The organism is Nitrosomonas sp. (genome assembly GCF_019635155.1).
In the GTDB taxonomy this organism is placed as follows: domain Bacteria; phylum Pseudomonadota; class Gammaproteobacteria; order Burkholderiales; family Nitrosomonadaceae; genus Nitrosomonas.
In genome coordinates this window covers 25,669-47,732 of sequence record NZ_JAHBZY010000020.1, presented here as the reverse complement: position 1 = coordinate 47,732, position 22,064 = coordinate 25,669, and the positions used below count along the sequence as shown (strand labels likewise).

The 22,064-nt window shown below is 44.2% G+C and carries 23 protein-coding genes and 1 tRNA gene; 16 read left to right on the top strand and 8 right to left on the bottom strand.

The annotated features are described in order from the left end of the window. The first annotated feature begins 2 nt into the window (after positions 1-2). Both trxB and KF839_RS12780 read left to right on the top strand, forming a co-directional pair. Positions 3-959 (top strand): thioredoxin-disulfide reductase, encoded by a 957-nt coding sequence (gene trxB / locus KF839_RS12785; protein WP_292918233.1) that lies wholly within the window; start codon positions 3-5, stop codon positions 957-959. 37 nt (positions 960-996) lie between these two features. Further along, positions 997-1,545 carry a Smr/MutS family protein gene (locus KF839_RS12780; protein WP_292918232.1) on the top strand — a complete coding sequence of 183 codons (549 nt, stop codon included), beginning with the start codon at positions 997-999 and terminating at the stop codon, positions 1,543-1,545. Between the two features lie 18 nt (positions 1,546-1,563). Here KF839_RS12780 and KF839_RS12775 read toward each other — a convergent pair whose 3' ends face one another. Together KF839_RS12775 and KF839_RS12770 are read right to left on the bottom strand one after the other, a co-directional pair. After that, positions 1,564-1,935, bottom strand: coding sequence for a TraR/DksA family transcriptional regulator (locus KF839_RS12775; protein WP_292918231.1), 372 nt, complete (start codon positions 1,933-1,935; stop codon positions 1,564-1,566). An 81-nt stretch (positions 1,936-2,016) separates the two neighbouring features. Continuing rightward, positions 2,017-2,565 (bottom strand): peroxiredoxin, encoded by a 549-nt coding sequence (locus tag KF839_RS12770; RefSeq protein WP_292918230.1) that lies wholly within the window; start codon positions 2,563-2,565, stop codon positions 2,017-2,019. A 532-nt stretch (positions 2,566-3,097) separates the two neighbouring features. On the opposite strand from KF839_RS12770, the gene KF839_RS12765 reads away from it, so the two are divergent. Together KF839_RS12765 and ispH are read left to right on the top strand one after the other, a co-directional pair. Further along, positions 3,098-3,173 (top strand) — tRNA-Arg (locus tag KF839_RS12765). 428 nt (positions 3,174-3,601) lie between these two features. Beyond that, positions 3,602-4,546 carry a 4-hydroxy-3-methylbut-2-enyl diphosphate reductase gene (gene ispH, locus KF839_RS12760; protein WP_292918229.1) on the top strand — a complete coding sequence of 315 codons (945 nt, stop codon included), beginning with the start codon at positions 3,602-3,604 and terminating at the stop codon, positions 4,544-4,546. Positions 4,547-4,551: 5 nt separating this feature from the next. On the opposite strand, the gene thiO is transcribed toward ispH, so the two are convergent. Continuing rightward, the gene (thiO, locus tag KF839_RS12755) at positions 4,552-5,658 is read right to left on the bottom strand and encodes a glycine oxidase ThiO (RefSeq protein ID WP_292918228.1); all 1,107 of its coding nucleotides are present in this window, start codon (positions 5,656-5,658) and stop codon (positions 4,552-4,554) included. Positions 5,659-5,876: 218 nt separating this feature from the next. Here thiO and KF839_RS12750 point away from each other — a divergent pair, with 218 nt between their 5' ends. The 6 genes from KF839_RS12750 to KF839_RS12725 are packed head-to-tail and all read left to right on the top strand — an operon-like array spanning position 5,877 to position 12,333. After that, entirely contained in the window at positions 5,877-6,416 is a 540-nt protein-coding gene (locus KF839_RS12750) for a GspH/FimT family pseudopilin (RefSeq protein WP_292918227.1), read from the top strand. Continuing rightward, positions 6,413-6,919 (top strand): type IV pilus modification protein PilV, encoded by a 507-nt coding sequence (gene pilV, locus KF839_RS12745; RefSeq protein WP_292918226.1) that lies wholly within the window; start codon positions 6,413-6,415, stop codon positions 6,917-6,919. The genes KF839_RS12750 and pilV overlap by 4 nt, the downstream gene beginning before the upstream one ends. A gap of 2 nt (positions 6,920-6,921) precedes the next feature. After that, entirely contained in the window at positions 6,922-7,683 is a 762-nt protein-coding gene (locus KF839_RS12740) for a PilW family protein (RefSeq protein WP_292918225.1), read from the top strand. Then, on the top strand, positions 7,680-8,267 hold the full coding sequence (locus KF839_RS12735; RefSeq protein WP_292918224.1) for a pilus assembly PilX family protein: 588 nt from the start codon (positions 7,680-7,682) through the stop codon (positions 8,265-8,267). Before KF839_RS12740 ends, KF839_RS12735 begins: the two co-directional genes overlap by 4 nt. A 33-nt stretch (positions 8,268-8,300) precedes the next feature. Continuing rightward, a complete protein-coding gene (locus tag KF839_RS12730; protein ID WP_292918223.1) occupies positions 8,301-11,825 on the top strand; it encodes a pilus assembly protein in 3,525 nt (1,174 codons plus the stop codon). Then, entirely contained in the window at positions 11,776-12,333 is a 558-nt protein-coding gene (locus KF839_RS12725; protein ID WP_292918222.1) for a type IV pilin protein, read from the top strand. Before KF839_RS12730 ends, KF839_RS12725 begins: the two co-directional genes overlap by 50 nt. Before the next feature lie 64 nt (positions 12,334-12,397). Here the strand turns inward: KF839_RS12725 and phoU are convergent, their stop codons facing one another. Together phoU and rpiA are read right to left on the bottom strand one after the other, a co-directional pair. Next, complete coding sequence (gene phoU / locus KF839_RS12720; RefSeq protein ID WP_292918221.1) at positions 12,398-13,105, bottom strand: phosphate signaling complex protein PhoU; 708 nt, start codon at positions 13,103-13,105, stop codon at positions 12,398-12,400. 58 nt (positions 13,106-13,163) lie between these two features. Next, positions 13,164-13,823, bottom strand: a complete 660-nt coding sequence (gene rpiA / locus KF839_RS12715) for a ribose-5-phosphate isomerase RpiA (RefSeq protein ID WP_292918220.1) — start codon at positions 13,821-13,823, stop codon at positions 13,164-13,166. A 330-nt stretch (positions 13,824-14,153) separates the two neighbouring features. Between rpiA and KF839_RS12710 the strand changes: the two genes are divergently transcribed. The 4 genes from KF839_RS12710 to KF839_RS12695 all read left to right on the top strand — a co-directional run bounded on the left by KF839_RS12710 (position 14,154) and on the right by KF839_RS12695 (position 16,970). Next, positions 14,154-14,720 (top strand): c-type cytochrome, encoded by a 567-nt coding sequence (locus KF839_RS12710; protein WP_292918219.1) that lies wholly within the window; start codon positions 14,154-14,156, stop codon positions 14,718-14,720. Then, positions 14,701-15,177 (top strand): DUF3293 domain-containing protein, encoded by a 477-nt coding sequence (locus tag KF839_RS12705; protein WP_292918218.1) that lies wholly within the window; start codon positions 14,701-14,703, stop codon positions 15,175-15,177. The genes KF839_RS12710 and KF839_RS12705 overlap by 20 nt, the downstream gene beginning before the upstream one ends. A gap of 125 nt (positions 15,178-15,302) precedes the next feature. Continuing rightward, the gene (locus tag KF839_RS12700; RefSeq protein ID WP_292918217.1) at positions 15,303-16,169 is read left to right on the top strand and encodes a Tim44 domain-containing protein; all 867 of its coding nucleotides are present in this window, start codon (positions 15,303-15,305) and stop codon (positions 16,167-16,169) included. A 306-nt stretch (positions 16,170-16,475) separates the two neighbouring features. After that, on the top strand, positions 16,476-16,970 hold the full coding sequence (locus tag KF839_RS12695; RefSeq protein WP_292918216.1) for a DUF2165 family protein: 495 nt from the start codon (positions 16,476-16,478) through the stop codon (positions 16,968-16,970). Positions 16,971-17,009: 39 nt separating this feature from the next. Here KF839_RS12695 and KF839_RS12690 read toward each other — a convergent pair whose 3' ends face one another. Genes KF839_RS12690 through cysK form a run of 3 tightly spaced genes read right to left on the bottom strand, consistent with a single transcriptional unit; the run spans position 17,010 to position 19,404 of the window. Next, entirely contained in the window at positions 17,010-17,432 is a 423-nt protein-coding gene (locus tag KF839_RS12690; RefSeq protein ID WP_292918215.1) for a GlcG/HbpS family heme-binding protein, read from the bottom strand. 44 nt (positions 17,433-17,476) lie between these two features. Next, a complete protein-coding gene (epsC, locus tag KF839_RS12685; RefSeq protein WP_292918214.1) occupies positions 17,477-18,427 on the bottom strand; it encodes a serine O-acetyltransferase EpsC in 951 nt (316 codons plus the stop codon). After that, positions 18,424-19,404: a cysteine synthase A gene (gene cysK, locus KF839_RS12680; RefSeq protein ID WP_292918213.1), complete on the bottom strand. Its 981-nt coding sequence runs from the start codon at positions 19,402-19,404 to the stop codon at positions 18,424-18,426. The genes epsC and cysK overlap by 4 nt, the downstream gene beginning before the upstream one ends. Positions 19,405-19,768: 364 nt before the next feature. On the opposite strand from cysK, the gene KF839_RS12675 reads away from it, so the two are divergent. Together KF839_RS12675 and KF839_RS12670 are read left to right on the top strand one after the other, a co-directional pair. Beyond that, on the top strand, positions 19,769-21,055 hold the full coding sequence (locus tag KF839_RS12675; protein ID WP_292918212.1) for a hypothetical protein: 1,287 nt from the start codon (positions 19,769-19,771) through the stop codon (positions 21,053-21,055). Between the two features lie 35 nt (positions 21,056-21,090). Beyond that, entirely contained in the window at positions 21,091-22,035 is a 945-nt protein-coding gene (locus tag KF839_RS12670) for an urease accessory protein UreD (protein ID WP_292918211.1), read from the top strand. The last annotated feature ends 29 nt before the right edge of the window (positions 22,036-22,064 follow it).

Below are 22,064 nucleotides of genomic sequence, written 5' to 3'. Positions count from 1 at the left end.
CTATGACAACCACTAAACACAGTACACTGCTTATTCTTGGTTCCGGACCTGCGGGATATACTGCAGCAGTCTATGCAGCACGGGCGAATCTAAAACCGGTATTAATCACCGGTTTGGCGCAAGGCGGGCAGTTGATGACGACAACCGATGTTGATAACTGGCCGGCGGATGCGATGGGGGTGCAAGGACCGGAATTGATGGAGCGATTCCAGAAACATGCCGAGCGTTTTGATACGGAAATTATTTTTGATCATATTCATACCGCGAAGCTGACAGAAAAACCGATTACATTGATTGGTGATCAGGCGAGCTATACCTGCGATGCGCTGATTATTGCGACGGGAGCTTCCGCGCAGTATCTTGGGTTGCCATCGGAAGAGGCATTCATGGGGCGCGGTGTTTCGGCGTGTGCTACCTGTGATGGTTTTTTCTATAAGGGTCAAGATGTTGCTGTAATTGGTGGCGGGAACACAGCTGTTGAGGAAGCTTTGTATCTTGCCAATATTGCTCGCAGCGTCATGGTAGTGCATCGGCGTGATCAATTCCGTTCGGAGAAAATTCTGATCGACAAGCTGATGGATAAAGTGCGCGATGGAAATATCAAGCTGGCGTTGAATCATGTTCTGGATGAAGTGCTCGGTGATCAATCCGGTGTTACCGGCATGCGTATCAAAAGTACGCAAGATCAATCGACAAAAATAATCGATTTGCAGGGAATTTTTATCGCCATCGGCCATAAGCCGAATACCGATATTTTTACCGGGCAACTGCAAATGGAAAATGGTTATATCGTGACTCGTGGCGGTGGTCAGGGGAATGCGACTGCGACCAGCATACCGGGAGTATTTGCAGCCGGTGACGTTCAAGATCATATTTACCGGCAGGCGGTTACAAGTGCTGCCAGTGGTTGCATGGCCGCATTGGATGCGGAGAAATATCTGGATAATTTGAAGAAGTGAATCCGGATTCATTTCGAAGTGAATTTGTAGTACGACAATGACGTGTAGTGACTCTGCCAATGATGAAGATGAAAAAGCGCTATTTCACATTGCCATGCGCGATGTAGCGCCCTTACCCGCTTCGGATAAGCTGCCGCAAAGCAGTGCGAAGGTTTCACCGGTTCCACAGAAACAAAGATATACCGATAAAACGGCGTTAGCGGACAATCTCTCCGATCATATCGAAATCGAGATGGAAGCAGGCGATGCGTGGTCTTTTATGCGGCCAGGCATATCTGTTCAAACACTGAAGCGATTACGGCGAGGGTATTGGAGAATCGAAGAAACATTGGATTTGCATGGATTCACACGCGATGAGGCACGGCAAGAATTAAGTTTCTTTCTGGAAAGTTGCGTACAAAATAAATACCGTTGCATTCGTGTTGTCCACGGTAAAGGGCTTGGTTCAAAAGATCGCGAGCCTGTCTTAAAAACGAGAATCGGTAATTGGTTGATTCAATGCACCGATGTATTGGCATTTTGTCAAGCAAGATCGATTGACGGAGGGGGAGGTGCTATGTTGATTTTGCTTAAAAATAGAACTTAATTTCTGCGAATAGCCCTTCTATAGAGAAGGCGTCGATTCTTTCGGAAAATCTTTCTCATACTTGCTCTGACATTGAATGCAGCGCTGTGCGGATGGTTGTACAAGCAGACGTTCAAACCCGATTTCATTACCACAGTCAATGCAATCGCCGAATTCCAACTCGCTAAGGTATTTCATAGAGATTTCGAGCTCGCGCATTTCATTAATTTGTCGATCAACCAATGCCGTGTCAATATCATCCGGAATATGGTTTAGATACTCCGCCAGCTGCGAGTCGCTAATATTCTGGGTGTGCGCCAGTTCATTGCGGACTTCCAGTTGTAAATCCAGATAACGCTTGTGAAGTGCGGCTTTCAATTGAGTTAATTGTGTTTCGGTAAAATTAGCCATTTTTACTCCTTCCCTAAGGTATTTCTAATAATATTGTCAGAATCGCTATTTTCGATCGCTACCAATGCAGGAAGCGGGAATTTACGAATTTGCCCCTGGTTCGGTTGTTTGCAATCCTTTTAAGTCTGAGATTATCTCGGATGAATTTCGTGATGCACTTGCAGATAAATACATGCGAGCAATTTTCCCATTCGGGTCGATCAAAAAAGTGTTACGTTTTGCGAATTTGACAATTCCCAGATTAATGAGGGAATGATACTGTGTGGCAGTTTGGGTATTGGTATCCGCCAGCAGTGGAAATTGCAGTTGATATTTCTGTGCAAAATCGGCATGGCTGCTGGTATCGTCTACACTTACTCCGACGACTGCAGCCTCTAAGCGCGCCAACTCTTGCAAGTCGTCTCGAAAAGAGCAGGCTTGTTTGGTGCAACCCGGGGTATCGTCTTTGGGGTAAAAATATAAGGCTAACCATTTTCCACGGAAATCCGAGAGAGTGTGGATTTTTCCATGTTGATCAGGCAAGCTGAAATCTGGAGCAAGTTGCCCTAATTGAAGTGCTTTGTTCGTGGAAAAGAACCAAAACATAAATCCCAATGCCATCGTTGACAAGATAATCGCTAACCATTCCATGATATTAAGTCCTTTTTGTTTTTAACGACGTCACATCACTTTGTTTAGAGCCGTATAACCTTAACGAACGCAAATGTAACGCTTGTTTTGTATTGTATTCTTATCCTATTGTTCCGGTAGCAATTGGATGGGGATAGCAACCATTTGTTGTACAAATAATACCAGTCGAAGACAGTACTAGTACTCATGTATTGATGGATGCGCAGTGCACGTGTTCTTTATAACAGTAGCAGCTCAAAGCTATCGATTTCTTAATGAGAACCACATACCAATATAAAAGTTTCAGGTATGCGTAAGTAGTATTACTGGGTTTGAGAAACGTTGTGAATAGATAACTCCCGGTGCTTTTGTAGATCATTGTCATTTCCTATAAATTCATTTTTACCGGAATACTGATTGATGCCAATGCGCTGATAACTACTTCGGTGTTATCCGCAATGCATGTATTGATAACATTTGGCTTAGATGCTTAAAAGAATTTCCATGTATCTGGTTTATTCGTAGTGTGAGATTAGCGTAGAATGCTAAATTGGCCCTGGTAGCTCAGTGGATAGAGCAACCCCCTCCTAAGGGGTAGGTCGCACGTTCGATTCGTGTTCAGGGTGCCAATGAATTTGGTTGGCGGCTCTGATGGATAGTGTGCTTCTTTCTTCTCAAAAAAGAAGTCAATGGAAATAATGGGTAATTGTTTCTCGTGGTGTGTGTTTTCTGAATTATGGCAACAGATAGTTTCTTCGTTTAAAATTTGCAGCCCGTTACATTCTTATGAGGCAGAATGCGAATGACAATTGTGAATAATTTTTTTAGTTATAGACCTGATTTTAATTAGAAGACAATGAGTTTTGCTGTGGAAGATATATATGAAGTTAATGAATCATCTATTTTTTTCAAATACTTAGATTAACTTTTAATGTGCTGGAAAATATCGCGCTATCAGGCGGTCAACAAGTTTTTAATTTTTCTGTTATTACATACGTGTATTCAAGCGAATGCACTCGATAAAAGAGCAAATATCCAATGTTGGAGGAATAATTAGATGATCAAAGTACTACTTTCAAATCCGCGCGGATTTTGTGCCGGTGTGGATCGTGCAATAGAAATTGTTGAGCGTGCACTAACGATGCATGGAGCACCGATCTATGTTCGCCATGAAGTAGTGCATAATCGCTTTGTGGTTGAAAATCTGGAGAAAAAAGGTGCTGTATTTGTGGAGAACTTGGATGAGGTGCCGCAAGATAGTATTCTTATATTTAGCGCACATGGTGTGTCACACGCAGTACGTCGTGAAGCTGCGGAGCGCAAGTTAAAAGTTTTTGACGCAACTTGTCCGCTGGTGACTAAGGTTCACGTTGAAGTTGCAAAAATGCGCAAGGAAGGGAAAGAAATCATTATGATTGGCCACCAAGGACATCCCGAAGTTGAAGGCACAATGGGTCAGATTGAGGGGGATGACAAGGGTATGTATCTGGTGGAAACAGAAATGGATGTCGAAACCCTGAATGTCAAAGATGAAGCTAACTTGGCTTATGTCACGCAGACCACCTTATCTGTTGATGATGCGGCACGGATTGTTGATGCGTTAAAAAAACGGTTTCCGATGATAACCGGTCCTAAGAAAGATGATATTTGTTACGCTACTCAGAATCGGCAGGATGCCGTGAAAAAAATGGTCAATCAATGTGATTTGGTTATCGTGGTCGGTTCTCCAAATAGTTCTAATTCTAATCGGCTATGCGAAGTGGCTAGAAATGCGGATGTTGAGGCTTATATGGTGGATCGCGCCGAGCAGTTGCAGGAGGGGTGGTTTGCCGGGAAGAAAAATATTGGTATTACAGCGGGAGCTTCTGCTCCGGAAATTTTGGTGCAGCAAGTGATATCCCGCCTTAAGCAGATCGGCGCTGAGCAAATCGGCGAAGATGTAACAATCGAAGAATTAAGTGGCGTGGTGGAGTCAGTGGTGTTTCCTCTTCCCAAAGCTTGAATTTGTCAAGGATCATTCCAACCGGCTTGATAAAAGGCGGTATCAAATGGTTGCGCTGTTCCCGTCAATTCATTAACCAGTATTTCGGCGCTGCCGGGAGCCATTGTTACTCCATAACGAAAATGCCCGCAACTGACTAATAAATTACGAATTCTTGGATGCCGTCCAATAGTTGGGATATTCTGAGGCGAAGCGGGCCTCAGCCCCGACCAATGTTGTTTGACAGGCATTTGATGCAGTATTGGCAGGATTTCTCTTGCATTTCCAATTAGATATTCGAACGCGGCTGAGGTCGTGTGTTTGTTAAATCCCACATCTTCCAAAGTACTGCCGATCAGGATATGACCATCCTTGCGCGGGATAATGTAGAAATCTTCCCTTGCGACGATGTGGTTTATAGGTGGAGTGTCAAATTTATATAACAGCATTTGACCTCTTATCGGCTTGATATCCAGTTTGAGAGCATGTGTCCCCAATGTTTCTTTACTCCAGGCACCGGTGCTGACGATAAAATGATCAGCTTTAAATTCCCCACAGGATGTCTTGATAGACGTAACTTGTTGAGATTTTGTATTTAATGGATAAACATTGCAGTTCTCAATAATTTTCCCGCCTAATTGTGTAATTCGGCTATATAGCGCGCGTAATAACCTTGGGTTGCGTACTTGAGCAATATCCGGCAGATATAATGCATGATCGTCAATCTTTTTACCGGCAAGTTCAGCATTCTCTTCGTTGATTCGAGTAATGGGAACAATAGTGTGTTCTATTTTCATTCCGTGAGCTGCGCACCAATCGTTCGCTATGTTTATCTGAAAAGGCGGTAATATCAGCATGCCGGACTTGTCGTATTCAGGATCTATTCCGGTATTTTTCATCAAGCCGGACGTCCAGGTTGGAAATAGTTTATTACTATAACCGGTAAGCTGGGTTACCGCATTAGGATAGCTCCAAGGTAAAAGTGGTGACAAGATACCACCCCCAGCCCAGGAGGATTCTTGTCCAACTTTGTTTCGTTCCAGAATTGTGACACTGGCACCTTGTGTCAGAAGACGTTCAGCTGAAGCAAGACCAATGATCCCAGCGCCGATGATTATTATGTCCTGTCTCATAAAGATTGATTATCTATTTATCAAGAATGAAAAGCTCAGGTCAATCTAATTTTATCTTATATCGATCTTAGGCAGTCATATCGATTGCTCATGCGGCCAAATAAGTGGTTCATTGTTACTTCGCTAAAGTTTTTTGCAATTACAACCGCTAGAAAAAGACAAAAATAATCCGGCTTAATTTAGAAGCAAGAAATAAGATAGTAATCGGAATATCGAGGATGAATAAAGATCATATTTTTAATCAGTTGCAGTATCAATGTGGTTTTACCATGATTGAGCTGCTTGTCACATTAAGTCTGGCAAGTATTTTGCTTACCGTCGCAGTACCTAATTACCGCACGTTTACCCAAGACAATTTATTGGTTGTTCAAAGCAATAATTTCGCATCTTCAATTGCCCTAGCAAAGAGCGAAGCAATCAAGCGTAGTAGTCAAACAACTATGTGCCCGAGCACGAATGGTACCAGTTGTACAGGAGGAACCGTATGGTCGAATGGCTGGTTAGTATTTGCGGATGCTAATGGTAATGGTGTTGTCGATGTTGGGGATCTAGTCTTGTATGTCAACGCCGCTCTATCTGGAGGCAATACATTAAGATCTGCGCGAACCAGAGTTACATTCGCAGCAAATGGTTTTTCTTCAGGATTTAATGACACATTTTTGTTATGTGATGCTCGAGGAGCTACATATTCAAAAGGATTGATATTGAATAACCAAGGTCGTTTACGTACTGAAACGGGCACAGGAACATGTGGATGAGTCGCATTTACTCGGAGAGAAAACCGCTTAAAGATAGCGGGTTTAGTCTGATTGAAGTACTTATCACAATTTTGATTGTATCTTTTGGTTTGCTTGGTATGGCAGCGTTGATAGTGTCAGGTGCACGCAGTAACAATATCGCACATTATCGTTCAATTGCTAGTAAGCAAACTGAAGACATAGCTGATCGCATGCGTGCGAATTTGGTTGGGGTTTCAACTGGAGCTTACAATGCACTTGCCGCAAATATTCCATCAAGTGACGATTGTGTGACAAATACTTGCAATGCTACACAAGTGGCGGTCTATGATCATGCACAATGGAATACGGCTAATTCCAGATTACTTCCAAGTGGCGCAGGAACGGTTAATGGAGACGTGGCAACCGGTTATGTGATCACGCTTATGTGGATTGAAAAAGAAATGAATGGTCAATCAGACCCTGCTTGTCCAGGCGGGGCTCCAGTTAATACTCGTTGTTTCTTAACAAGATTTTCTCCGTAATGATGTCTACCAAAAATTCTAAGCATATAAAACAACAAGGTTTTAGTTTGGTTGAGCTAATGATAGCTATGACATTGGGGTTGATTTTACTATTAGTCATCGGGACGGTTTTTGTTAGCAGTCGTCAGATTTTTCGCGAACAAGAAGATAATGCTCGGCTTCAAGAAAGTGGCCGATATGCACTCGAAATTATTGGACGAAGTATCAAGCAAGCAGGGCACGTAGAAATTCCTTTTACAGGTTTTAAGGTTGCTTTTGAAGGAACCGCGATCAGTGGTACCAATGGTACCGGAGGCGTAGCCGATACCTTAACTGTGCAATACGAGGGCGCTGTCGGCGATAGAGATTGCGAGGGTGCTGGAGTAACTGTTGCCGGAAGAATAATTCAGAATCATTTTAATCTTGATACATTGAATGCTGAGTTACAGTGTAAGGGTGATATCGCGGATATACCTCCTGTACCAGCAGCAGCACCAGTAGGATCGGTACTGCTGGAAAATGTTGAAGATTTACAAGTGTTCTATGGAATAGACACAAATGGTGATCAATCCGTCGATCAATATACAGAGTCGCCGGTAGATTGGAATCAAGTTGTGACCACGCGGATTTGTGTACTAATTCGTTCTGAAAAACTAAATGTGGTATCCGCAGGAAATTACCTTGATTGCAATGGCGCTTCTGTAGCTATTCCCTCAGATAGGCGATTGCGACGAGCATTTACGGCGACTATCAATTTACGAAACCGTATAAATTCCATGCCATGAAAAAGAATCTTAGTTCTCAATATAAGCAAGGTGGTGCAGTATTTGTGACAGGTTTGATCTTTCTTCTGGTACTCACTCTATTGGGTATCACTGCTACAAGGATGGCAACAGTGGAAGAACGAATGTCTGGAAATATGCGGGACCGACTGCTTGCAATGCAAGCAGCTGAAATGGGGCTGCGTTATGCTGAACAGCATGTCCGCGACAACGACCCTACAACGACTTCACCGAAACCAATCGAAGGGTTATCCGAATTTGATACTGGATGTACCGATGGATTCTGTTATTACGGTTCAGGTGTGGAAGCCCCTGGTGTGGTGGTCGATACTGTGTCGTCATGGACTAGCTATTGTACGCCGACATGCCCGATTTCCTATGTCGAAGGAACTGTCTTCAGGGTTGATGGTGTGACATATACGGCACCTTTGTTGCCTGTCGGGGTGCCTGCGCCGACCTATCTTATTGAGGGGATAAGGAAAACACCGCCCGGCGGTGTGTTGCGGTACTACTATCGAATCACGATTCGAGCTCAAGGCGCAAAACAAGGCACGGTTGTGTGGTTACAAGAAGTATTCAGACCATAGTTCTTCGAGATAAAAGAAAGGGGCTTAATATCAATGAAGAGAGTATTTTTTTGCAATTCTTTGTTAGTGAGTAATGTAATTGGCGCAGTTTTTCTGATCGTTACTAATTTATCTCACGCGCTTTCACCATTATCAAATGGTCCGCTTTTTCTGGGAGGAAATATCTCTCCGAATGTAATGTTTACACTAGACGATTCAGGATCCATGCATTTTGAAATCATGCCGGAAGAGTTGATTATCCAGGATGTACGATACATGTTTCCACGTGCATCCGGTGTATACGGAGCTGATGATTACAACAGCTATGTAGTGGATTTTGATCCTACAAACAGATATACCGCAAAATTACGTTCCAGTTATGTTAACAAAATTTATTACAACCCAACCGTAAGATATCTACCTTGGAGTAACGCAGATGGATCATTGATGAGCAATGCCAGTCCCACGTGTGCTTACCATAATCCATTCAATACTGGCGCAGGTTGTCGTAATCTTACAATCAATAACACGCAGACGGTGCGTTGGTTGAAAGATGACGGAACACGATCTTCCAGTACCTCTAAAACTTTTTATCCCGCAGTCTACTTCAAATACGACTCCGGCAGCATTAATGCTGCAAGTAGTTATACGCAAGTTCAGATTATATCTACAACTTCAACCTACACCGGTGGACCCAATCGTACTGATTGTGCTGCAGCTCCTACCTGTACTTATGCGGAAGAGATTCAAAATTTTGCCAATTGGTACACCTATTATCGGTCTCGCATATTATTGGCGCGCGCAGGGATCGGGCGCGCTTTTGCCGCACAGGGGAATACCATGCGGGTTGGTTTCGCTGCACTCAATAAAGCATCTACGACGATCGATGGGGTAGCAACGACAGTTGTAAAAACGGGTGTTCGACAATTCACAGGAACTGACCGGACAAATTTTTTTAACAATCTTTATGATCATGATATTCCTGCAGAAGGCACGCCACTTCGGGAAGCATTGTTAGCAGTTGGCGAATATTTTAAGCGAACAGATGACAAAGGACCTTGGGGGCTAACGCCGGGATCGACCGGTGGTACGCAGCACGAATGCCGGCAGAATTATAATATTTTAATGACGGATGGTTATTGGTCAGAAACTTCCTTTACGAGCGTGGGTAACTCCGACAATGAGTCTGGTTCTTCGATTGCTAACAACTCGTCCCCGGCTGTTCCTGCAACATATAGTTATACTCCGGCACTTCCCTATTCGGATGCATATAGCAACACATTAGCCGATGTGGCAATGCGTTATTGGAAGAATGATTTGCGCTCAGATTTATCTAATAAAGTTCCAACTAATTCGCAAGACCCCGCTTTTTGGCAGCATTTGGTGAATTTTACTGTCGGGCTTGGCGTTAATGGCAGTCTTTCTTCATTGCCAACTGGAACAGAAACCTGGCCAGATCCCACTTTAAATGATACAAATAAAATTGATGATTTGTGGCATGCAGCAGTGAATAGTCGAGGAGAGTTTTTTAGCGCCGCTGACCCAGCAGCATTTACTAATGCGTTAACGAATGCGCTTAGAACTATTGTTGCCAGAACAGGATCTGCTTCCGCAGTAGCGGCCAACTCAAATTCATTAATGACGAATGGCCGTGTGTATCAAGCAAAGTTTAATAGTGGTGATTGGAGTGGTCAGCTGCTCTCAATTCCGATCAGTTCCACGGGTGTAATGGGTGCAACCGAATGGAATGCCGGTGAAATATCTCTCGCTTCGGGATCGATTAATCCTTCTTCACGTGTGATCATAACAAAAGGTAGTAGCGACGGAGTTTCATTCGAATACGGAAATCTAACTACCGCACAAAAAGATCTTCTTAACAAGAATGCATCGGGAGTTATCGATAACTGTGGACCCGAGAGAGTGGCATTTTTGAGAGGTGATGCAGCACGTGAAAATGCCAGTGGAACATTTAATTGTGCTAGCGCAACTGCAATTAATAATTTTCGTGTTCGTCCGACCACTAAACTGGGCGATATTATTAACTCTGGCCCACTCTATGTAGGAAAGCCGAGTGCAGGCTATTCCAATGTGGATCATCCTGGGTACACAGCGTTTAAGAATAATTATAAAGATCGTGTACCCATGATATATGTGGGAGCAAACGATGGAATGTTGCATGGGTTTAATGCTTGTATACCCGGCGTAACTTCTGGATGTACCAGTGCGGATGCTGGCAAAGAGCTATTTGTCTATGTGCCCAGTACAACTTATGTAAATCTGAGTAGATTAACTGATAGAGATTACACAGCAAACCATCGCTATTTTGTTGATGGTTCTCCAATGATGGGAGAGGTTTATTCTAACGTAACTTCAACATGGAGAACTGTGTTAGTCGGTAGTTTAAATGGCGGTGGACAGGGATATTATGCATTGGATATAACGAATCCAGCGGATGCTACTAAATCAGCTCCAACTTTTACTGCGGCGAATGCAGCCAATTTATTATTATGGGAATTTACGAGTAATGATGATGCGGATATGGGTTATAGCCATAACCTCCCACAAATCAATCCATTTACCAGTCAAGCTATGCAAATCGTTAAAATGGAAAATAATCAATGGGCTGTGATTGTCGGTAATGGTTATAACAGTGCTGGCGGAAAAGCAGTGCTCTATATTTTATTTATTTCTGGTGGAGAAGATGGCTCATGGACAATAGGTACGGATTATATAAAGCTGATTGCCGATACTGGCACAGGAAATGGTCTTTCCACGCCAACTCCATTTGATTCGAATGGGAATGGTAAGGTTGATGTAATTTATGCGGGTGATATCAAAGGGAATTTATGGAAATTCGATGTTAGCTCTTCTTCTCCGGCTAGCTGGAATGTAGCAATTGGAGGAACACCTTTATTTTCATCAGGTACATCCAAACCAATTATTTCTCCGCCTTCGGTAAGCTTTCATCCAAAAGGGGGCCAACTTGTTCTCTTCGGAACAGGCAAATATTTGGAAACAGCAGATACTACAACTACCAATACTCAATCCGTTTACGGTGTATGGGATAATAATACGACTGCAACCGTAGCCGTGAGCTCACTTGTGCAACAAGTAATGACAGATGCGTCCGTACGAACGTTGACGCAGAATGCTGTTTTATACTCGACGACGGTTAAAGGTTGGTATATTAATTTGCCGGTAAGTGGTGAGAGGCTCACAGGTGCTCCAAGTTTGGAGGATGGAATACTGGTTTTTACCACGATCGTGCCGTCTGCATCGCCCTGTGATTTTGGAGGTAGGGGATTTGTAAATGCAGTTAACTATCTGACAGGTGGAATGTTGCCATTTCCAGCGTTTGATACCAATAGAAATCGGGTTCTTTCACTTGACGATGGCTTATCCGCCGGGATAGAAATTGGTTTCTCTGTGGGCGGTGTTACGCGTATTAGAGGACAATCGAGTGAGTCAAATGACATTTTCGTATATTCAGAAGCAAATGGCTCATTAAATCAGACCACTACCGCAAAAGGTGCGGCAGGGCTCAGAGGTAGAATTACTTGGCGAGAGCTTATTCACTAACGGTTTAATCAAAAAATTTTCTTTAATTCTTAATATTTTTAGAGCTATGAAATTAAACTTTTCTTTTATCAAAGCAACAGGATTTACATTAATTGAGTTAATGATTGCCGTTGCCATTCTAGGTATTCTCGCATCGGTTGCTTTACCCTCATATCAAAATTACGTGAGGCAATCCAACCGGGCAGTTGCAAAATCTGTACTCTATGAGAATGCACAATTCATGGAGCGGTTTTATACGCAAAATAATCAATATGATGCAACTGTAGGAGCCGATGGTGTAGCAAATAGAGGCGGAGATGATGTCGGTGTAACTTTGCCTGTTGTCCAATCACCTAGAAATGGAGCAGCTCAATATAATATTTCATTACAGGCTGTCACAGATAATACATACATCCTTCAAGCAATTCCGACTGGAACGATGGCGGGGGATATTTGCGGAACTCTCACATTGACTCATACAGGCATACAAGGTGCTGATGGTAATGTCGCTGATTGTTGGAATCGCTAATAAATACAAATAGCTTTAGGAAAAGAATTGCCGGAAGGAAGTATATTGCTTAGCGCTATTTCTGTTATTCTCTAATTTCTTGTTCGATTTGATCAGCTGTTACATGACGTACATCTTTGCCCTTTACCATGTAAACGACATACTCCGACATATTTTTGGCATGGTCACCGATTCGCTCAATTGCTTTGGCGATAAACACAATTTCCAAGCACGTGGAGATTTTTCTTGGATCTTCCATCATAAATGTTATTAGTTGCCGCAAAATAGAGCGAAACTCTTCATCGACAAATTCATCCTGTCTGACAATTTGTGCGGCTGCGTTTAAATCCAGCCGTGCAAATGAGTCAAGTGCTTTATGTAACATATCCATAGCGATACTTGCGACATGCTTAATTTCATTAAAACGTGGAATATGCATCCGGTCCGAAGAATAGATTAATTTAGCCATGCGTGCGATTTTCGCTGCTTCATCACCGATACGTTCCAGGTCAGTAATGGTTTTTATGACCATCATAATCAAGCGCAAGTCACTTGCAGTAGGTTGGCGACGTGCAATAATTTGATTGCAAATTTCATCAATTGAGACTTCCATGGCATTGACTCGATGATCTCGAGTGATAACTTGATCGATTAACTCCTCATTTCCGCTGGTCAGTGCCTCAATGGCATATTCGATCTGCTCTTCGACAAATCCGCCCATTTGTAGAACACGTGTACGTACTTCTTCGAGGTCTGCGTCGAATTGCTTAGAGATATGCTCTTTGTTTGCCATAAAAATGTAGCCTTTGTCATTTCAATGATGAAATATGCTCGTTAGAGCAGCTTACTGATTAAACAGTAATAGTACGTACGCCGTTATCTGTCCCCAGCAATAAAGTATCGGCTGGACGTCGCGCAAAAAGCCCATTGGTTACGATACCTGTAATCTGATTAAGGGCTGTTTCAAGCTCAATTGGGTTCATAATTTGCAAGCCATGAACATCTAGAATGATATTGCCGTTATCAGTAACAAAACCTTGACGTAATGCCGGATGACCGCCTAGGTGAACAATCTCGCGTGCAACATAACTACGGGCCATCGGAATGACTTCGATGGGCAATGGGAATTCTCCAAGAATGTTGACAAGCTTTGTTTGATCGGTAATGCACACAAATTTACGTGCAACAGCTGCAACAATTTTTTCCCGTGTCAAAGCACCGCCGCCGCCCTTAATCATATGCAGATGTTCGGTAATTTCGTCGGCTCCATCAACATATACTGGCAAATCAGCAACATTATTCAGATCAAGCACTTCAATGCCATGGTTTTTGAGGCGTAACGCAGTCGCATCTGAACTGGCGACTGCTCCCTCAATTTTATGTTTAATTTTTGCTAATTCATCAATAAAATAATTTGCTGTTGAACCTGTTCCTACTCCTACGATACAACCAACCGGAATATGCTGAATTGCAGCTGCAGCAACTGCTCTTTTTTGTTCATCTTGTGTCATTATGGCCATACTTATTCAAAAAAATAATTTAGGCTATCAGCATAGCGTTATCCGCTGAATTAAACAATGCTTCTGATGGTTGATATCGAGGATGCCGTTTGATTACAACTCAGGATAAAAGTACTATGGAAATGCTGAATAATTGTCTGTGCGAGTGATCTGCTGTGTTAATTAACGTTCGAAACTACTTGTCATCAGATGTGCCTGATTTGCGGCGCTCAATTGACCTTGCATTTTGCTCTACTCGACGAATTCTCAGTACTTCCCTATCTTAATCATGGGAATCTGACCATTATTCCAAACATAAAAATCACTAAATGGGGTGACAGAATGAAAAAGATCTTTAGTTTACTGTTGATATCGCTAATATTAGCTGCGGTTATTATCGGTTCCGGCGTGTATAACATCGCAGCGACAGAAAAGCATTGGCCTGTTACAGAAAAGTTGATCGAATGGATGCGTATCAGTTCTGTCAACGCACATGTGAAAAGTATGGAAGTCCCGTCGCTGGATAGTACTGATATGGATATGATTGTGACTGGCGCCACGCACTATCATGCAATGTGTACAGGCTGTCATTTAGCTCCGGGTATGAAGCCAACAGAACTCTCGATCGGGTTATATCCGCAAGCACCTGTTTTTTATCAACGTGAAGCAACAATTGACCCAGCTAAAGCGTTAGAACAAATGAGGGCGTACTTTTGGGTTATAAAAAATGGCATAAAAATGACAGCTATGCCGGCGTGGGGGCTTAGTCACGATGATGCTACTATTTGGGCAATGGTGGCGTTTATTAGCAGAATGAGTGGCATGACTCACGAACAATATCAGGAGCTGACACATTCAACTCAGGGCTCCGTCTCGGGTCATGATCACCATGATCATTCGCATGAATAATCCTTGTAATACGCCCGATGAGATCAATGCGGTTTCATCCGCAATTGCTCGCGATCTTATTGATAGCTATTGCAATACAATTTATCGGGTTGATATTGGTTCAGAACCTATCGCTCTACGAATCGATCAATTTTCACGATTACTATCGAACTTTCTGAGCGAACGCAAACATTCCTGCGCTGCCATTATTAGTGCTTATAATCCTTACAGTCAGCAACTGAGTAATGACGAGAATGAAGCAGCGCATCATTCATTGCGTGAATTATTAAGCCATCGGTCTTACCCTATTGTTGGGAGCGTTAATATCGATCCTTTAGAGTGTTGGCCTGTCGAAAAGAGTTTCTTGGTTATGGGAGTGGATCTCGAGACTGCTAAATTTATCGGGTATCAATATTGTCAGAATGCCATTGTATGGATCGATGGGAATGCTGTGCCTTATTTAGTGCTTCTTCGCTAGCTGTGCAGCGTGCTGCGAGTTTGCTGCAATTTTCTTTGAAATTTACTATCAAAACAGCTCGGTTTGGTTGGTAACGTAAACCGGGTGTTATACTTATTCTTTTAACAACAGTTTGGGAGACAACGATGAAAAAAACACTCACCTTTCTGACTCTGGCTTTTCTCAGTTTTGGATTACTTGCCTTTGATGCTGAAGCTAAGCGTATGGGTGGTGGTAAAAATATCGGTACACAACGTCAAGCGGTTAACAAACAGCAAGCAACACCGACTCCGCAACAAGCACCCGCTGCAGCACCAGCGGCATCGAGCGGCAGCAAATGGGGCGGAGCATTGGCTGGTTTGGCTGCGGGTGGTTTATTGGCAGCGCTCTTTATGGGCGGTGCTTTTGAAAATATTAACATGATGGATTTTGTTGTTTTAGCGTTATTGATAGGCGCTGTATTTTTTATTATTCGCATGTTGCGCAAACCAAAAACCGAAGCTCACTCGGGTTCGATGCAATATTCCGGAATGAGTACAGCTACACAGGATCGTTTTAATACTCCGCCTTCTGCCGCATATGCAGGGGCTACGGCTTCATCATCAGCCGGTAATACATCGCAGGCGCAACCCAATATTCCGGCTGACTTCCAAGTGGAGCCGTTTCTACGCAATGCAAAAATGTCTTTTATTCGCTTACAAGCTGCGCATGATCGCGGCGATATTAACGAGATCCGTGACTATGCCACCCCGGAAATGCTGGCTGAAATTAGCGCACAAATTAAAGAACGTGGTGATGAACAGCAACAAACCGAAGTCATGTTTATTGATGCCAATTTGTTAGAAGTCGAGACAACCGGCGATATGGCGATTGCCAGTGTTCGCTTTACCGGACAATTGCGCGATTTACCGGATGGCGAGCCGGAGGCATTCGATGAAATCTGGCACGTACAAAAAGATCTAAAAGATCCGGAAGCCACTTGGTTATTGGCAGGTATTCAGCAAGTTTCCTAAGGAAACGCTGATTAATTGACTGTACGAGCGAATTGATTCGTTGCGCGGTACTCACTCCCTCGTCTATCTGGTTGATATGTCCTGGTTGCTGAGTTCCGTGCGCTTATCGCTTCATCTCGTTTGCCGAATTAATCAGCATTCCCCAAATATTATTCGTGAGCATTATTCTATTCAAATCTGGCCGGCAAAGTATTGCTACTTAGGAATGCAATGTCGGACCGGACTTCTCAGTCTTCGGTCGCTGTATGTTGGTGATTCAATGGAATCCTTAACTTTCATTGAATGAATTGAGAGAGCGCTTTTCTCATGTATACGCGATTATCGAAAGTTATACTGATCTGGTCGATTTCATTTTTTGCAGCATTGGTGGCATTCAACAATGTCACTGATTACGATTCGAATTTTTTCTTTGTCAGTCATGTATTGACGATGGATACCACTTTCCCCGGCAATAAAGGGCTGTGGCGCGCCATTGACTCGCAGCTTATTCATCACGTCGCGTATATCTTTATTATTGCGGTAGAAATTTTGATTGCAGGACTTTGTTGGCTCGGTGGCTGGCATTTGTATCGGAATATTGAAGATCCCGTATCCTTTAATCAAGCAAAAGGTACTGCAATTCTGGGATTAACTGTTGGTTTCTTGTTGTGGTTTACGGGTTTTATGACGATCGGCGGAGAATGGTTTTTGATGTGGCAATCGGAGGTTGCCAATGGACAGCAAGCCGCATTCCGGTTCGTGATGGTCATCGTTGTGACGCTCATTTATCTGGTCCAGATCGATGATGAACGGCATGCCTAGAGATACAAAGCTTGTTAAGCTCTTATCTTCTTGTCTGTTTCAGTGGGACCTCAAATGGGATAACAGTGCAGCAATTCCAGCCTGAGCAATCTGTGCATCTTGGAAAGACCGCACTCCGCTGACGCCGATAGCACCTACATACTGATTATCGATAATAATAGGTAAACCGCCTTCCACGGGTAATGCACCAGGTAATTTTAGGTAATGCAGTCGCCCTTCAGTGATATTTTCTTCTAAGATTTTCGTCGGACGCCGGAAAGCGATCGCAGCGCGGGCTTTTTCGATAGCAACATTGGTACTGCCAAATTGAGTATTATCGAGTCGCTGCAAGTACAGCAAATGACCGCCGTCATCGACGATGGCAATTACTACCGGCCACTCATTCTGCAGTGCTTCCGTTTCTGCGGCTGCGGCGATTAGTCTGGCATCATCCAGAGTGAGTATTATTTTTGTGGTCGTCATGAGATATATGGAAGATCTTAAATGTTTCTACTTGTACAGAAGAATCAGATGCCGGCACCATTTTCAAAGATTTCCTGACGCATCTGCGCCTGTGAAATGTTGCTGCCCGGCGGGACACTGCGTGTCAGCCATACATTGCCACCAATGGTCGATCCTCGTCCTATGGTAATTCGCCCTAATATGGTTGCACCCGCATAAATGACGACATCATCTTCGACGATGGGGTGACGCAAGTTGCCTTTCACCAAAGCGCCGTTCTCGTCAACCGGGAAACGCTTAGCTCCTAAAGTGACCGCCTGATAAAGACGAACATTCTGACCGATGATCGCGGTTTCACCGATCACGACCCCGGTACCATGATCAATGAAAAAGCTACCGCTGATCTGCGCACCCGGATGAATTTCAATACCCGTCGCAGAGTGCGCGATTTCCGAGATCATGCGTGCAATGAGTGGTACACCTAGTCCGTGTAAAACATGTGCTAGCCGGTAATGGGTGATTGCCATGATTCCGGGATAACAAACCAGTACTTCATCGACATTGCGCGCCGCAGGGTCGCCTTCATATGCGGCTTTGATATCGCTTTCCAGAAGGCGGCGAATCTCCGGTAGGCTTTTAGCAAATGCCTGAGTAATTGCCACCGATTGCGCGCGGTCTTCATCACTCAGAATTTCCAAGCCGGAGTTGTAGTGTAATTCATGCTGAATTTGTACCATCAACTCGCGCAGTGTCATGTTCAAAATATGTCCGACATAATGATCGATACCTTCGTCGGCCAGCTCCGCTGAGCCTAATCGGTTTGGGAACATCGCCGCACTGAGGCCTTCTGCGACACTTGCCAGAATTTTACGCGATGGCAAACGAGGAGGGCGATCGTGCCGATTACGGCTTTCCAGGGAAGCCAAACGGAGAGACCGAAGCTCGGCGACAATGCTGTCAACATCCAGGTATGTGCTGCGCAGCAGGAGATCCCGCGTTCTTTTACTGCTGTTCACAATGTTGTCAAACCTTGTTCATCAAACATGCCTTCAAAAAGGATGCTGCTCAGATAGCGTTCAGCGGAATCCGGTAAAATCACGACGATGGTTTTACCGGCGTTCTCAGGTCGCTTCGCATAGCGTACTGCAGCAGCTACCGCCGCGCCGCAGGAAATACCTGCAAGAATGCCTTCTTCCCGCGCAAGGCGGCGAGCATATTGTATAGCTTCTTCATTATTGACTTGTTCGATTTCATCAACCAGCGACAAATCCAGATTGTCCGGCACAAAACCTGCGCCAATTCCCTGGATTTTGTGTGGACCGGGGGTTAATGAAACACCGGCCCGTGTTTGCGATAAGACCGGGCTCGCAGTGGGTTCAACGGCGACCGAGACAATCGCTTTGCCTTTGGTTCGCTTGATATAACGGGAAACACCGGTAATCGTGCCGCCTGTTCCCACGCCTGCTACAAAAATATCGACAGCGCCATCGGTGTCGCTCCATATTTCCGGGCCGGTAGTTTTCTCATGAATCGCCGGATTGGCGGGGTTTCTAAACTGCTGTAACAACACATAGCGCCCAGGATTGGAAGCGACAATTTCTTCCGCTTTTGCGATGGCGCCATTCATTCCACGTGCACCTTCGGTCAATTGCAGCTTAGCTCCGAGTGCAATCAATAATTTCCGGCGCTCTAAACTCATGGTCTCAGGCATGGTTAAAGTCAATGGAATTCCTCGAGCTGCTGCCACAAAAGCTAATGCAATTCCGGTGTTACCGCTGGTGGGTTCAACAATTTCTTTGCCCGGACCAAGCAATCCTTTTTGTTGCGCATCATCAATCATTGCTGCACCGATACGGCATTTTACGGAATAGGCCGGGTTGCGTCCTTCAATTTTCCCAAGCACCAATGCCGGCGCATCATCAATCACCCGATTGAGACGCACCAACGGTGTGTGTCCAATCGATAATGAATTATTGCCAAACCAATTTGCCATGAATTTTCCTTTTTATTGATGCTGTGCGTATCGTTCGTTAACGCTACCGTAAATAAATTTGAACCAGAGATTTTTGTCAGGGCCGCCGACATTTTGTCGCATGTATCACTATAGCGCATACATTCCAAAGCTGAAAGCACATTAGCTGGAGTTTGAATGACAAAACTATCTTCGTTATTTCCAAAATTATTAGGTTTTACCCCGCCTTAATTTCCTGGGATTCATACGAAACAAAAGAAAATATTACAAATCTATCTGGTTGGGAAAACTAATCTAAAATGTAACACGTTAGTTTATATATACTTTATATATCATGATTATTACCGATCGTCCATTTGATAACTCATTATAGGTAAGTAACTGTATGAAGACAGGCAATAATAGTTTGCAAATAAAAATTAAGAATACGATTCTTTTTCTGGTTACTGCTCTACCTGGCATTTTTCTTCTGACAGCATTTCAGGCCCACGCTGTGGATGTATCGATGAAACCCATCTCCGACAAGCTCAAGGTGGAATCCAGCGAAACGCGATGGATTAAACTGGGAGCTGGCTATCGTGGTTCCGGGATATGGACAGAAAATCTTAATGGCAATTTGAATGGTGGTCGATACAGTAATGATAATGCGCGTATTTATTTGAACGGTCAGTTTAACGAGCATTTCAAGTTCGAAGTCAATACCGATTGTTTCTTTTGTAACAATACCAGCGCTGGGGATAATCCCAGAATGTCCTACAACATTCTCGATGCCATCGCAAAGTTCGAGTTCAATCGTTATTTCAATTTCTGGGGCGGCCGTATGCTGGTGCCGACTGAACGGGGAGAATTGAGCGGTCCCTTTTTTCAGGCAACCCATGATGCTTTCAAAACACCGTTTTTTTCGCAGGATTTCAGCATAAAATTCGGTGATGGCGGCGCCGGACGTTATGGCCGTGACGATGGTGCGACTTTCTGGGGCAGTGCGGAACCGAAGATTGTACCGGGAACATTGGGTTACGCGATGGGGATTTATCGCGGGCTGGAATCAACGCATACGACGGGCCCCAATTCAGGCGGCTCAGTGTTGACAGCTGCGCGTATTACTTACAATTTCCTGAATCCGGAGAAGAATCCGGGTTATTACACTTCCAGCACGTATTATGGTAAAGCGGGGGATATTTTGGCGCTGGCGTTCGGTATGTCCTATCAAAAAAATGGCGCTGGATCGTTCGCACACCGCAGCGATTTTCTCGGTTTTACAGGAGATCTGCTATTTGAAAAAGTGCTTCCCGGCAATCGAGGCGTTTTTACCACCAATGCTGAATACAAGCAGTTTTATGCCAATTATTCGACCGCCGCGTTTGGCGATAAAGATTGTTTCTGCATGTTTGACGGTAAATCGTGGACTGTCACCGGCCTTTATATGTTTCCAACAAAAGTCGGCATCGGGCATTTTCAACCCTATGGCCGGTTTACTAGTATTCAACCGAATCGCAGCAGTAACCGGGAAGAAATCGAAGCCGGTTTAAATTATATTATCGATGGCTTTAATGCGCGTATTTCAGCTTATTATCAGCATGGCGATCTGCTCATGAAGGGTCTGAATTATGCGCCGGGTGTGGCTGGTCAGGCACTTGATGTATTTAAAATTTCTTTCCAACTACAGATCTAGTTCTGTGGGATCTTTCATTAATTTTACTGACACTTATGCTTCTATCTCCATATCCAGAAGAATCAGTCATTAAACAACGGAGTCCGGCTATTCTGAATGGTCATAAATCATCACTCGAGATTTCGCCGGAACCGGCGATCGGTTCCACTCATAAGCCATTGCAAGCAAGATTAGCGCTTCAGTTTGCTGAAATTGACGGTACTACCCGTTTAGTGGCGAGAGATCATTTTGGTCCGCTGCTGGTACAGAAGCCATTGTATCCGGAAGGAAGGGAAGTTTGTCATACTGTCATTATCCATCCCCCGGGAGGCATTGTCGGAGGCGATCAGTTGGAGATTTCCGCTGATATCGGAACGTCTGCAAGCGCGCAGATTACGACACCCGGTGCCGCGAAATGGTACAAAGCCAATGGTCATACTTCGCATCAGAAAATCACACTCCATGCCGGTAAAGGTGCCGCGCTGGAATGGGTGCCGCAAGAAACCATCTTTTATAACCATGCCAATGTCGACATCGATCATCAAGTGACCCTTGAAGATAATGCTCTCTATGTGGGTTGTGAAATATTATGTTTTGGACGTACGGCATCGGGTGAAACATTTAATAATGGTCAAATCAAGCAGCGTACGAGTATCAAGCGCAATGGCAAGATGATTTGGTTGGAACAGATACGGTTGCAAGGTGAAAGCTCCGCCATGCATGGCCGGCTTGCTTTATCTGGCAGACCGGTATGCGCTACACTTCTATTGACTGGAAAAACGGTACCGCAGGCATTGATCGATTTGGCGCGCGAAGAATCCGCGAAAATCGCTGGTGATTCCGGTCAGGCCGGCGTTTCGCAGCTTAAGTCGATTACCGTGGTCCGTTATTTGGGCAATTCGAGCGAAGCGGCGCGGCGTATCATGCTGCGGACTTGGGGGGTGCTCCGTCCGGAAATTCTCGGCCGCCCCGCAATTGTACCCAGGATGTGGAGCACATGAATGGCGCTAGTGCTGCTGGTCAGGATTTT

Coding starts and splice junctions, on each gene's coding strand:
- trxB (WP_292918233.1), top strand. CDS start 3: ATGACAACCACTAAACACAGTACACTGCTTATTCTTGGTTCCGGACCT.
- KF839_RS12780 (WP_292918232.1), top strand. CDS start 997: ATGACGTGTAGTGACTCTGCCAATGATGAAGATGAAAAAGCGCTATTT.
- KF839_RS12775 (WP_292918231.1), bottom strand. CDS start 1,935: ATGGCTAATTTTACCGAAACACAATTAACTCAATTGAAAGCCGCACTT.
- KF839_RS12770 (WP_292918230.1), bottom strand. CDS start 2,565: ATGGAATGGTTAGCGATTATCTTGTCAACGATGGCATTGGGATTTATG.
- ispH (WP_292918229.1), top strand. CDS start 3,602: ATGATCAAAGTACTACTTTCAAATCCGCGCGGATTTTGTGCCGGTGTG.
- thiO (WP_292918228.1), bottom strand. CDS start 5,658: ATGAGACAGGACATAATAATCATCGGCGCTGGGATCATTGGTCTTGCT.
- KF839_RS12750 (WP_292918227.1), top strand. CDS start 5,877: ATGAATAAAGATCATATTTTTAATCAGTTGCAGTATCAATGTGGTTTT.
- pilV (WP_292918226.1), top strand. CDS start 6,413: ATGAGTCGCATTTACTCGGAGAGAAAACCGCTTAAAGATAGCGGGTTT.
- KF839_RS12740 (WP_292918225.1), top strand. CDS start 6,922: ATGTCTACCAAAAATTCTAAGCATATAAAACAACAAGGTTTTAGTTTG.
- KF839_RS12735 (WP_292918224.1), top strand. CDS start 7,680: ATGAAAAAGAATCTTAGTTCTCAATATAAGCAAGGTGGTGCAGTATTT.
- KF839_RS12730 (WP_292918223.1), top strand. CDS start 8,301: ATGAAGAGAGTATTTTTTTGCAATTCTTTGTTAGTGAGTAATGTAATT.
- phoU (WP_292918221.1), bottom strand. CDS start 13,105: ATGGCAAACAAAGAGCATATCTCTAAGCAATTCGACGCAGACCTCGAA.
- rpiA (WP_292918220.1), bottom strand. CDS start 13,823: ATGACACAAGATGAACAAAAAAGAGCAGTTGCTGCAGCTGCAATTCAG.
- KF839_RS12710 (WP_292918219.1), top strand. CDS start 14,154: ATGAAAAAGATCTTTAGTTTACTGTTGATATCGCTAATATTAGCTGCG.
- KF839_RS12705 (WP_292918218.1), top strand. CDS start 14,701: ATGATCATTCGCATGAATAATCCTTGTAATACGCCCGATGAGATCAAT.
- KF839_RS12700 (WP_292918217.1), top strand. CDS start 15,303: ATGAAAAAAACACTCACCTTTCTGACTCTGGCTTTTCTCAGTTTTGGA.
- KF839_RS12695 (WP_292918216.1), top strand. CDS start 16,476: ATGTATACGCGATTATCGAAAGTTATACTGATCTGGTCGATTTCATTT.
- KF839_RS12690 (WP_292918215.1), bottom strand. CDS start 17,432: ATGACGACCACAAAAATAATACTCACTCTGGATGATGCCAGACTAATC.
- cysK (WP_292918213.1), bottom strand. CDS start 19,404: ATGGCAAATTGGTTTGGCAATAATTCATTATCGATTGGACACACACCG.
- KF839_RS12675 (WP_292918212.1), top strand. CDS start 19,769: ATGAAGACAGGCAATAATAGTTTGCAAATAAAAATTAAGAATACGATT.
- KF839_RS12670 (WP_292918211.1), top strand. CDS start 21,091: ATGCTTCTATCTCCATATCCAGAAGAATCAGTCATTAAACAACGGAGT.